Consider the following 11,562-nt stretch of genomic DNA (forward strand, 5'->3'; position numbering starts at 1 on the left):
ATGTCCAAGCCAGCGTCGGTGGTGCAACCGAAGATCGTCGACAAGCCCTGGGGCCGGGAGATCTGGTATGCCCACCAGGAGAGCTATGCGGGGAAGGTGCTGGAGGTGAACAAGGGGCACTCGCTCTCGCTGCAGAAGCACGAGAAGAAGCACGAGACCATGTACCTGCAGTCGGGGCGGCTCCTCTACCACCTCAACGGGGAGGAGTTCGAGATGGTCCCCGGCGAGTGCCTCTCCATCGCCCCCGGCGACGTGCACCGGGTCACCGCGCTCGAGGATAGTGTGATCCTCGAGGTGAGCACCCCCCACCTGGACGACGTGATCCGGCTGGAAGACCGGTATGGCAGGGTGGAAGACGCGAGAAGCTAGGAGCTAGAAGCTAGAAGGTTTTCGGGAGCCAGAAGCCAGGAGCCAGAAGGGGGGATTGCGGATGCGTCGTGGGCCCCCTTTCTGCTCCGGCATGACGAACGCGCCTTCTAGCTTCTAGCTCCTAGCTCCTAGCTTCTCCTTCTGGCTCCTGACTCCTGGCTTCCCAGCTCCTTCAACCTTCTGACACCCTGCCTCCGCTAGACTCCCCGCCTTCTCCCTCCTATCTTCCCCGCCCCGGCGGAATTCCGCCACGCCGGCATCGACCACGAAACTCGCCCCGTCGCGCCGGGGTAGGACACTAGATGATTCGAACTCGCCTGTTCTGGATTCGCGGCGTCCTTCTGGCTTTTCTGCTCGCGGGCTGTGCCGGAAACCAAATCAATCCTGCTCAGCTGACCGCCGACGAGCTGTACACGCAGGCGATGGGCTTCTACGAGGCGGGCAACCTGGGGCGCGCGCTGCCGCTGATGGAGTCGTTCGTGCAGCTCCACTTCGGCGATCCTCGCGCTCCGGACGTCCGCCTCGAGCTGGGGAAGGCGTACGAGCGGCGGCGGCAGTACATCACCGCCGCGTCGCATTATCAACGGCTGGTGGAGGACTATCCGACGAGCCCGCATGCGCTGACCGCCCGTTTCGGCATCTGCCACGCGTATTACCGGCTCTCCCCCCCGCCGCAGCTCGACCAGAACTACACCTACAGCGGCATCGCGCACTGCGAGTCGGTCGCCACCAACTACCCCAACACGGAAGAAGCGCAGAAGGCGGCCGAATATCTCGAGGAGATGCGCAACAAGCTGGCGCAGAAGCTGTACGACAATGGGACATTCTACATGCGCCGGCGAGCCTACGACGCCGCAGAGGTGTATCTTCAGAGGGTCGTCGAGAACTTCCCGCAAACGCCCTTCGCCCCGAAGGCCATCGCCTCGCTGATCGAGACCTACGAGCGGATGGGGTACGTCGAAGCCGCGGAGGAGCAGCGGGAGAAGCTGTTGAGCGAGTATCCGGAGAGTCCGGAGGCACAGGAGCTGAGCGCGAGTAACTCCTGAGGGGACATGCGCTTAGGGATCTTCGGAGGAACCTTCGATCCGCCCCACCTGGGGCACCTGATCGTCGCCTCCGACGCCTGCGAAGCGCTGGCCCTGGACCGGTTGATCTTCGTGCCGGCGGCGGAGCCGCCGCACAAGCGCGGGCAGGTGATCACGCCCGCAGAGCAGCGGCTGGAGATGGTCCGCGCGGCGATCCGTGGGGATCCGCGCCTGGAGGTGGACGACCTGGAGCTGCGGCGCGAGGGTCCCTCGTATTCGGTGGACACCCTGCGTGTCTACCGCGAGCGGTACCCGGACGCCGAGCTTTTCTTTCTGATCGGGGTGGACCAGATGCGGGAGTTCGGGAGTTGGCGCGAGCCCGAGGAGGTGGCGCGCCTCGCCTGCCTGTCCGTCATGACGAGAGACGGGGAGAGCCCCGCCCCCGACACGCCGTTCCCCCACCGCCTCGTGCCGGTGACGCGCATCGACGTCTCCGCTACCGACATCCGCACCCGGGTGCGCGAAGGACGGTCGGTGCGCTACCTGGTGCCGGAAGCGGTTCGGCGGAGGATCGAGGGCTGGGGGTTATACGCTCAGTAGGGTGTGTTATGACGAATTACGAATGACGAATTCAGAATTACGAATTGGCCGGCAGAATTCCGCCCACCCGGCGGTGCGTCGCCGATCGTTCGTAGCTCGTAATTCGTAATTCGTAGTTCGTAATTCGAATTTTTCTGTCAGGGCTATCATGGAACTCAAGGATCTCGTCCGCAGCATCTTCGGCACCCGGCACGACCGGGAGGTCAAGCGACTGATGCCCATCGTGGAGCAGCAGATCGCGGCGGAGAGCGAGCGGCTGGCGAACGTATCGGAGGAGGAGCTCCGCGGACAGACGCTGAAATTCCGCGCCATGATCCGCGAGCGAACCGAGCCGATCGAAGCCGAGCTCGAGGAGCTGAAGGCCTCCCGCCGTGAGTCGGAGAGCGCGAGCGAACGGGAGGCCTTCTCCATTCGTATCGGCGAGCTGGAGAAGCGACTCTACGACGAGACGCAGCGGGTGCTGGACGAGATCCTGCCCGAGGCCTTCGCCACGGTGAAGGAGGCGGCGCGGCGCCTCGTGGGTACCGAAGTGGAGGTCACCGGGCAGAAGCTGGTCTGGGACATGGTCCCCTACGACGTCCAGCTCATCGGCGGCATCGCGCTCCACCAGGGTAAGGTGGCGGAGATGGCGACCGGTGAAGGTAAGACGCTGGTGGCGACGCTTCCGCTCTATCTCAACGCCCTCGCGGGCAAGGGCGTGCACTTGGTGACGGTGAACTCGTACCTGGCGCAGCGAGACTCCGAGTGGATGGGGCACCTCTTCAAGTACCTGGGCCTCACCGTCGGCTGCATCGACCTGCACCAGCCCGGCACGCCGGAGCGCCGCGCGGCGTACCTGGCGGACATCACCTACGGCACGAACAACGAGTTCGGCTTCGACTACCTGCGCGACAACATGGTGCACTCGCTCGATCAGCGGGTGCAGCGCGGGCACTACTACGCCATCATCGACGAGGTCGACTCGGTCCTCATCGACGAGGCGCGTACGCCGCTGATCATCTCCGGCCCCGTGGGGACGGAGACGAACCTGGCCTACGGTCGCTACAACGGCGCGGTGGCGGACCTGGTGCGCCGGCAGAGCCGCATCGTCGGTGAGATGATCGCGGAGGCGGAGCGCCTGCTGGAGGCGGGGGACACCCTCACCGCCGGCGAGAAGCTCCTGCTGGCGCGGCGCGGGATGCCGAAGAACAAGCGGCTCCTGAAGATGTTCGCCGACGACCCGTCGCTGCAGAAGCTGGTGCAGAAGGTCGAGAGCAACTACATGCGCGAGAAGCGCCTCCACGAGCTGGAGGAGGAGCTGCTCTTCGCCATGGACGAGAAGGGGCACAACGTCCACCTGACCGACCAGGGGCTGGACGTGCTCGCCCCCGACGACCACTCGGCCTTCGTGGTGCCCGACCTCTCCGAGGCGATCCACCAGATCGACCTCGATCCCGATCTGACGGTGGACCAGAAGCGCGAGGCACGCGAAGCGCTGGAGCGCGAGTACGCCGAGAAGAGCGAGAAGATCCACGTCATCCACCAGCTCCTGAAGGCGTACGTCCTCTTCAACAAGGACGAGCAGTACGTGGTGCAGGACGGGCAGATCATCATCGTCGACGAGTTCACCGGCCGGATGATGCCGGGTCGGCGCTGGTCGGACGGCCTGCACCAGGCGGTGGAGGCGAAGGAAGGGGTGACGGTGAAGGGGGAGACGCAGACCCTCGCTACCATCACCATCCAGAATTACTTCCGGATGTACGACAAGATCGCCGGCATGACCGGGACGGCGGAGACGGAAGAGAACGAGTTCCACCAGATCTACCATCTCGACGTCATGGTCGTCCCGACCAACAAGCCGGTGATCCGGGAGGACCGCCACGACCTCGTCTACAGGACCAAGCGCGAGAAGTACAACGCGATCATCGCCGAGATCGAGCGGCTGCACGCCATGGAGCTGCCCGTGCTGGTCGGCACGGTGAGCGTGGACGTGTCCGAGACGCTCTCGCGCATGTTGAAGCGCCGCGGCATTCCGCACGAGGTGCTCAACGCGAAGTACCACGGGCGGGAGGCGCAGATCGTGGCGCAGGCGGGTCAGCCCGGGGCGGTGACGATCGCCACGAACATGGCGGGCCGCGGTACCGACATCAAACTCGGGCCGGGGGTGAAGGAGCCGCGCACCATCGCCTGGCTGAAGGAGCACGGGGTGGACTTCTCGAAGCTGACTCCGCGCGACCCGGCACTGGCGGTGGACCTGAACGCGCAGCCGGACGACTACGTGGTCGAGGTCGGCGGCCTGCACATCATCGGCTCGGAACGGCACGAGTCGCGGCGCATCGACCGGCAGCTGCGCGGCCGCGCGGGCCGGCAGGGGGACCCGGGTGCCTCGCAGTTCTTCCTCTCCCTCGAGGACGACCTGATGCGCCTCTTCGGGGGCGTGGACCGCATCGCCAACGTGATGGACAGGCTGGGTGCGGAGGAGGGCGAGGTGATCACCCACCCGCTCATCACCCGGTCGATCAGCAGCGCGCAGAAGCGCGTGGAGATGCAGAACTTCGAGGCGCGCAAGCGGCTGCTGGACTACGACGACGTGATGAACCAGCAGCGCGAGGTCGTCTACGACCTGCGCACGTTTGCGCTGGAAGGGGGCGAGGACCTGCGGGCCGAGGCCTGGGACATGGTCGAGAAGACGATCGGTCGTCTGATCGACGAGCAGGCCCCGGAAGGAAGTCACCCGGACGAGTGGTCACTGGCCGAGCTGCGCCGCCGACTGTTGATGGACTTCTTCCTCAACGCCGATCGGCTGCCGGAGCAGGACGACCAGCCCTCGCCGTTCGACTCTCGCCAGGAGTTGGAGGAGTACCTGGTGGAGAAGGCGCGGGAGAAGTTCAACGCGCAGCTCCAGCAGTTCGGGCCGCACGCGGAGTCGCTGCTGCGCTACATCGTGCTCAGCACCATCGACGAGCGGTGGAAGGACCACCTGTACGACCTCGACCACCTGAAGGCCTCGATCGGCTTCCGTGGGTGGGGGCAGAAGGATCCGCTGATCGAGTACAAGAAGGAGTCCTTCGACATGTTCGTCGACCTGATGACGGACATCCAGTCGTCGATCGCGCGGCTCCTGTTCCGCGCCCGCATCGAGGTCGGACCGCCGCCCCCGCCTCCGCCGCAGCCGACCATCCTGCGCGGCCCGGGGCTGGGCACCGCGGCCGGACCGGTAGGCGCCGCCGGGGTGGGTCCACAGCGGCCGGGGGTCGATCGCGCCACCGGCCCTGCGCAGCGTCCGCCGCGCGAAGCCCCGGTGGTGGGCCTGGGGGTGAACCCCAACGCCGCGGTCACGCCGCGCCCGGGCCCGCGCCCCAGCGAGCTGATCACCAACCGCGGCGAGGCGCAGCGCCCCCAGCCCGTCGCCGTCGCCGAGGAAGTCGGGCGGAATGACCCGTGCCCGTGCGGGAGCGGGAAGAAGTACAAGAAGTGCCACGGGGCGGGGAGGTGAGCGGGTGAGGGGAGACAAGGTGACAAGGTGAGGGGCGGACGTGCCCGGTGGGGTGTGCTTTGCCGGTGAGGTAACAAGCTCTCGCGATCGAGGCTGAAGGCAGCCACACTGGAGGCCAGGTATCCTGGGCCGTTCACCTTGTCACCTTGTCATCCCATCCCCGCGTCCGACCGTGGCCACCCTGAAAGAATCCCCCGCCGCCGACCGCCCGCGCGAGCGCCTGATGGAGCTGGGCGCGGCGGCGCTGGCGAGCCGCGAACTGCTGGCGATCCTGGTTGACACGGGAACGGCGGGAGGGAACGGGCGGCCGGCGCGGTCGGCGATCGATCTGGCGGCTGAGATGCTGCGCGAATTCGAGGAGGAGGGTGGGGGAGCGCTGCGGCGCCTGGGAGCGGCCTCGCCGAGTGAGATCTGCCGCATTCCCGGGATCGGCGTGGCCAAGGCGGCACGGATCGCGGCCGCCTTCGAGCTGGGTCGGCGCGCGGCGCGCGAGATCCGGCCGGAGCGGGAGCGAATCCGGAACGCCGCCGATGTGTATGAACAGGTGCGGCTGCGGATGCGCGACCTGCGGCACGAGGAGTTCCACGTCCTGCTGCTGAACACGCAGAACATGGTGCTCCGGCACCTTCCCATCACCCGGGGAACGCTGGACGCCTCGCTGGTGCACCCGCGGGAGGTCTTCCGTGCAGCGATCGCGGAGGCGGCCGCGAGCGTGATTGTCATCCACAATCATCCGAGTGGCGACCCCACTCCCTCCGCGGAGGATCGGGTGGTCACGCGCCAGCTCGTCGAGGCGGGCCGGCTGGTCGGCATCGAGGTGCTGGACCACGTCGTGGTAGGCGAGGGACGTTATGTTTCCTTCGTCGAGGCAGGATTGATGCAGCACAGCGGCTAGCGACCAGCCCTGGCTGCCGTGACCGCCAGCACCGGGTCGCACGAAGCCAGGAGCGAACTTGCTACCGATCGCAGCACCTTCTGCAGCGCGCGAGGACACTCTCGAGCACGCTCGGGAGATCCTGCCGCCGAGCCTCTTCGCGAAGCTCGAGCCTTACGCCGAGCGGCTGGACTTGGAGCTGATCACCCGTGCTTACGAGTTCAGCAAGCTCGCGCACGCCGGTCAGAAGCGCCACTCGGGCGAGGACTACGTCGTCCACTGCGAGCAGGTCGCCGGGATCCTGGCCGACCTCCATCTCGACTCCGTCACCATCGCCGCCGGGCTGATCCACGACGTGGTGGAGGACACCTCCGCCACGCTCGAGGACGTGCGCGATGCCTTCGGCGAGGAACCGGCGCGCATCGTCGACGGGCTGACCAAGATCGCCAAGGTCCAGTTCCGCACCAACACCGAGCAGCAGGTGGAGAACTTCCGCAAGCTGCTGCTCTCGATGGCGTCGGACGCGCGCGTCATCATCATCAAGCTCGCCGACCGCCTCCACAACATGCGCACGCTGGAACACCTCCGTGAGGAGAAGCGGCGGCGCATCGCCCTGGAGACCCGTGAGATCTACGCCCCCCTGGCGCACCGGCTGGGAGTGGCGACGATCAAGTGGGAGCTCGAGGACCTCTGCTTCAAGTTCCTGGAGCCGGAAGCATACAAGGAGCTGGCGCGCAAGATCGCCGAGAAGCGCACGGAGCGGGAGGAGCTGATTGAGCGGATGCGGGCGCCGCTGGAGCGCGACCTGCGTGCGGCGGGGATCAACTGCGAGGTGACTGGTCGCCCGAAGCACCTCTGGTCGATCCATCGCAAGATGGAGAAGCGCCAGCGCCCGTACGATGAGATCTACGATCTGATGGCGGTGCGGGTGATCGTGGACACGGTCACCGACTGCTATCACGCGCTGGGCATCATCCACAACAAGTGGACGCCGCTGCAGGAGCGCTTCCACGACTACATCGCCACGCCCAAGTCGAACCTCTACCGGTCGCTGCACACGACCATCTTCGGGCCCGGTGGGCGGCTGTACGAGATCCAGATCCGCACGCGGGAGATGCACCGCACGGCGGAGTACGGTATCGCCGCGCACTGGCGCTACAAGGAAGGAGGGAAGGGCGGCAGCGAGGTCGACGAGACGCTGACCTGGTTTCGCCAGGTGCTGGAGTGGCAGCAGGAGACGCGCGAGCCGGAGGAATTCATGGAGTTCCTCCGGATCGACCTGTTCCAGGACGAGATCTTCGTCTTCACCCCGCAGGGCGACGTCAAACAGCTCCCCAAGGGGGCGACGGCGATCGACTTCGCTTTCGCGGTGCACACCGAGGTGGGGCTGCACTGCTCGGGCGCGCGCGTCAACGGGCGCATCACCCCGCTCTCGCGGGAGCTGCGCAACGGCGACACGGTGGAGATCCTGACCGACTCGAAGCAGCGGCCGTCGCGCGACTGGCTGGGCTTCGTGAAGACCGCCCGGGCGCGCAACAAGATCCGTCAGTGGATCAAGCAGGAGGAGTTCGACAGCTCGGTGCGGCTGGGGCGGGAGTTCATCGAGCGGGAGGTGAAGAAAGCGCGTCGCGGGCGCATCTCCGACGAGCGCTTCGAGGAGGTGGCGCGCAAGCTGGATTTCATCGACGCCTCGTACCTCTTCGCCGCCCTCGGTCGCGGGGATCTCGGGCCGTCCGCCGTCTTCAAGGAGCTGTGGCCGGACGCGCCGGAGCCGGAGCCCTCGAAGCCGCCCTCGGCCTTCGAGCGGCTGGTCTCACGCGTACGTGGCAAGTCCGCGGGGGTGCGGATCCAGGGGATGGAGAACCTGATGGTCCGCTACTCCCAGTGCTGCCAGCCCGTCCCGGGCGACGAGGTGATCGGCTACATCACCCGCGGACGGGGCGTGTCGATCCACCGGGTCGACTGTCCCAACGTGCTGAACCTGGCCGACCACCCCGAGCGGCGGGTGGAGATCGAGTGGGAGGCCGAGGCCGGCGAGCGCTTCTTCGTGCGTCTGGAGATGGAGGGCAGCGACCGCCGTGGCCTGGTCGCCGACATCGCCAGCACCATCACCCAGACCAACACCAACATCAAGAGCGTGAACATCCACGCCGAGGAGATGGGCATGCGCGGCGAGTTCGTGGTGGAGGTGGAGAACCTGGATCACCTGAAGCGCGTGGTGAATGCCGTGAAGCGGGTGAAAGGGGTGATCTCGGTGGAGCGGCGGGAGCACTTTGGGGAGGGGTGAGCGCGCGGTGGCAGGAATTACGAATTACGAATTACGAATTACGAATTACGTGCGCCCCTTCTTCTCGAGTGGAGCATAGCACCGCGGTGGATACTGAGATGCACGATTGGATGACAGCTTTTTGCGCAAGGTCGCTTACTTCGTAATTCGTAATTCGTAATTCGTAATCCACTACTCGCTTGCTTCGACCCATGCCATTCGATCTGGCCTCCCCCTTCGAACCCCGCGGCGATCAGCCGGAAGCGATCGACCAGCTGGTCGAGGGGCTCGAGCGGGGGCAGAAGTTCCAGACGCTGCTGGGCGCCACGGGCACGGGGAAGACGCTCACCATGGCGCACGTCATTGCGCGGTACGGCAAGCCGGCGCTGGTGATGAGCCACAACAAGACGCTGGCGGCGCAGCTGTACGGCGAGCTGAAGCAGTTCTTTCCCCGCAACGCGGTCGAGTACTTCATCTCCTACTACGACTACTACCAGCCGGAGGCGTACGTCCCGGCGACGGACACGTACATCGAGAAGGACTCCTCCATCAACGAGGACATCGAGCGGCTGCGCCTGCGGGCGACCTCGTCGCTGATGGAGCGCGACGACGTGATCATCGTCGCGTCCGTCTCCTCGATCTACGGCCTCGGCGACCCGCAGGAGTACCGTGAGCAGATGGTGACGCTGGCCGTCGGCCAGCAGATCCGCCGCAAAGAGATCCTGGAGTCGCTGGTCAACGTCCAGTACTCGCGCAACGACATCGCCTTCGAGCGCGGCAGCTTCCGCGTGCGGGGCGACACGGTGGAGGTCTTCCCCGCTTACGACGAGCAGGGGATCCGCGTCGAGCTCTGGGGAGACGAGATCGAGCGGATCTCGCGCTTCGATCCGCTCACCGGCGAGACGATCGTGACGCTGCAGCGCACCGCGATCTATCCTGCCACGCACTTCGTCACCCAGCGGGCGACGATCGAGCGCGCGGTCGCGCGCATCCGCGAGGAGCTGCAGGAACGGCTGAAGGTCCTGCAGGCCGAGAATAAGCTGCTGGAGGCGCAGCGGCTCGAGTCGCGCACCAACTTCGACATCGAGATGATGCTCGAGATCGGCACCTGCGCCGGGATCGAGAACTACTCGCGGCACCTCAGCGGTCGTCGGGAAGGGGAGCGCCCCGCCTGCCTCCTCGACTACTTCCCCGCCGATTTCCTGGTGATCGTGGACGAGAGCCACGTCACCATCCCCCAGATCGGCGCGATGTACAACGGCGACCGGGCGCGCAAGCTGACCCTGGTCGAGCATGGCTTCCGCCTGCCGTCGGCGCTGGACAACCGGCCGCTGACCTTCGAGGAGTGGGAGGAACTGGTCCCGCAGGTGATCTTCGTCTCCGCCACGCCAGGTGACTACGAGCTGGAGCGGAGCGGTGGAGTGGTGGTGGAGCAGATCATCCGCCCGACGGGGCTGGTGGACCCGGAGGTCGAGGTCCGCCCGGTACGCGGTCAGGTGGACGATCTGCTGGCCGAGATCCGGGAGCGCGCGGCGCGCAACGAGCGGGTGCTGGTGACCACGCTCACCAAACGGATGGCGGAGGACCTGACCGATTATCTGCAGGGCGTGGGCGTGCGTGTGCGCTACCTGCACTCGGACATCGGTGCGCTGGAGCGGGTGGAGATCCTGCGCGACCTGCGCACCGGGAAGTTCGACGTGCTGGTGGGGATCAACCTGCTGCGCGAGGGGCTGGACCTGCCGGAAGTATCGCTGGTGGCCGTACTGGACGCGGACAAGGAGGGGTTCCTGCGCTCCGACCGCTCACTCATCCAGACCATCGGGCGGGCGGCGCGCAACGCCTCGGGGAAGGCGATCCTCTACGCCGACCGGATCACCGGATCGATGCAGCGGATGATGGACGAGACCAACCGCCGCCGGGAGATCCAGCTCGCCTACAATCGGAAGCACGGCATCATCCCGCAGACCATCATCAAGTCGATCTCGGAGATCGAGCTGGCCACCCGCGTAGCCGACGCCAGGACGCCGCGCGAGCCAGCCGCCCGGGTGGCCGAGAAGCGCCGCACCTACGGCGCCCCCAGCGGCGACGGCCGCTCCCCCGAGGAGCTCATGGCCGAGATCGAGGCCGAAATGCGCGAAGCCGCCGCGCAGCTCGACTTCGAGCGCGCCGCCATCCTCCGTGACCAGCTACTGGAGCTGCGGTCGGAGCTCGAGGGGAAGAAGGCGACGAGGCGGTAAGGCCGAATTACGAATTACGAATTGCGAATTACGAATTACGAGTTGGGGGTCGCGCCCAAGTGTCAGTTTTGGGCGCGACCCCCAATTCAAAATTCAAAATCCAAAATTCAAAATTGCCGTCAGGTAATTCGCAATTCCTGCCCTACTGCCCTCCCGTCAGCGTCCTGCGGATCCGGTCCAGCTCTTCTTTGAGCTGTTTTACCTCCGTTTCGCGTGCGTTCAGCTCGCGACGAAGGCGCTCGACTTCGCTGGTGCTGCTTTGCACCGGCTCGGCGCGGATCACGATGCGCGTCTGGGGTTTGTCCTGCAGGGCGGGGATGCGCTCCTCCATGGGGAGGTTCAGCTGGTGCGCCAGCTGGTGCAGCGTCTCCCCTTCGGGGCGTCGGGCAACGCGGCCGTGCTCGGAATCGGCGGCCAGGTAGCGCTCCAGCCACTCCTCCGCCGGCTTGGGGTCGAAGCCGGGGTTCCGCGCGTCGAGGTGGATGGCGCCCAGGTAGAACAGGCTCTCCCGCCCCTCGTTGGTGTGCGGGTATTCGCGGGCCAGGAGCTGGAAAACGGAGTCGGCCCGCTCGTAGTCGCGCGTGGCGAAATAGCCGTGCGCCTCATCCCACAGCTCGCGCCGTTCCCACGAGTCGCTCGGAACCGATCCCAGAGGGGCGCAGGCAGTGAACAGAAGGAGGATCGGCAACAGGCGTTTGAGCGTCATTCGCGGGTAT

The 11,562-nt window shown here is 66.3% G+C and carries 8 protein-coding genes; 7 read left to right on the top strand and 1 reads right to left on the bottom strand.

All coding sequences use genetic code 11. The features are described from left to right. The 7 genes from VF167_18700 to uvrB all read left to right on the top strand — a co-directional run. Positions 1-369, top strand: a 369-nt coding sequence (locus tag VF167_18700) for a cupin domain-containing protein (protein HEX6927460.1), incomplete at its 5' end; no start/stop codon positions are given. 302 nt (positions 370-671) lie between these two features. Beyond that, the gene (gene bamD / locus VF167_18705) at positions 672-1,415 is read left to right on the top strand and encodes an outer membrane protein assembly factor BamD (protein HEX6927461.1); all 744 of its coding nucleotides are present in this window, start codon (positions 672-674) and stop codon (positions 1,413-1,415) included. Between the two features lie 6 nt (positions 1,416-1,421). Beyond that, positions 1,422-1,994 (top strand): nicotinate-nucleotide adenylyltransferase, encoded by a 573-nt coding sequence (gene nadD, locus VF167_18710; protein ID HEX6927462.1) that lies wholly within the window; start codon positions 1,422-1,424, stop codon positions 1,992-1,994. Positions 1,995-2,142: 148 nt separating this feature from the next. Continuing rightward, on the top strand, positions 2,143-5,469 hold the full coding sequence (secA, locus tag VF167_18715) for a preprotein translocase subunit SecA (protein HEX6927463.1): 3,327 nt from the start codon (positions 2,143-2,145) through the stop codon (positions 5,467-5,469). A 172-nt stretch (positions 5,470-5,641) separates the two neighbouring features. Then, positions 5,642-6,364, top strand: coding sequence for a DNA repair protein RadC (gene radC, locus VF167_18720; protein ID HEX6927464.1), 723 nt, complete (start codon positions 5,642-5,644; stop codon positions 6,362-6,364). A gap of 58 nt (positions 6,365-6,422) precedes the next feature. Next, the gene (locus VF167_18725) at positions 6,423-8,630 is read left to right on the top strand and encodes a bifunctional (p)ppGpp synthetase/guanosine-3',5'-bis(diphosphate) 3'-pyrophosphohydrolase (protein ID HEX6927465.1); all 2,208 of its coding nucleotides are present in this window, start codon (positions 6,423-6,425) and stop codon (positions 8,628-8,630) included. 191 nt (positions 8,631-8,821) lie between these two features. Next, positions 8,822-10,846 carry an excinuclease ABC subunit UvrB gene (gene uvrB / locus VF167_18730; protein ID HEX6927466.1) on the top strand — a complete coding sequence of 675 codons (2,025 nt, stop codon included), beginning with the start codon at positions 8,822-8,824 and terminating at the stop codon, positions 10,844-10,846. Between the two features lie 142 nt (positions 10,847-10,988). Here the strand turns inward: uvrB and VF167_18735 are convergent, their stop codons facing one another. Further along, positions 10,989-11,552 (bottom strand): hypothetical protein, encoded by a 564-nt coding sequence (locus tag VF167_18735; GenBank protein ID HEX6927467.1) that lies wholly within the window; start codon positions 11,550-11,552, stop codon positions 10,989-10,991. Positions 11,553-11,562 lie beyond the last annotated feature (10 nt).

The sequence above is a fragment of the Longimicrobiaceae bacterium genome (assembly GCA_036375715.1).
Taxonomy (GTDB): domain Bacteria; phylum Gemmatimonadota; class Gemmatimonadetes; order Longimicrobiales; family Longimicrobiaceae; genus DASVBS01.

Coding starts and splice junctions, on each gene's coding strand:
- secA (HEX6927463.1), top strand. CDS start 2,143: ATGGAACTCAAGGATCTCGTCCGCAGCATCTTCGGCACCCGGCACGAC.
- nadD (HEX6927462.1), top strand. CDS start 1,422: ATGCGCTTAGGGATCTTCGGAGGAACCTTCGATCCGCCCCACCTGGGG.
- bamD (HEX6927461.1), top strand. CDS start 672: ATGATTCGAACTCGCCTGTTCTGGATTCGCGGCGTCCTTCTGGCTTTT.
- uvrB (HEX6927466.1), top strand. CDS start 8,822: ATGCCATTCGATCTGGCCTCCCCCTTCGAACCCCGCGGCGATCAGCCG.
- VF167_18735 (HEX6927467.1), bottom strand. CDS start 11,552: ATGACGCTCAAACGCCTGTTGCCGATCCTCCTTCTGTTCACTGCCTGC.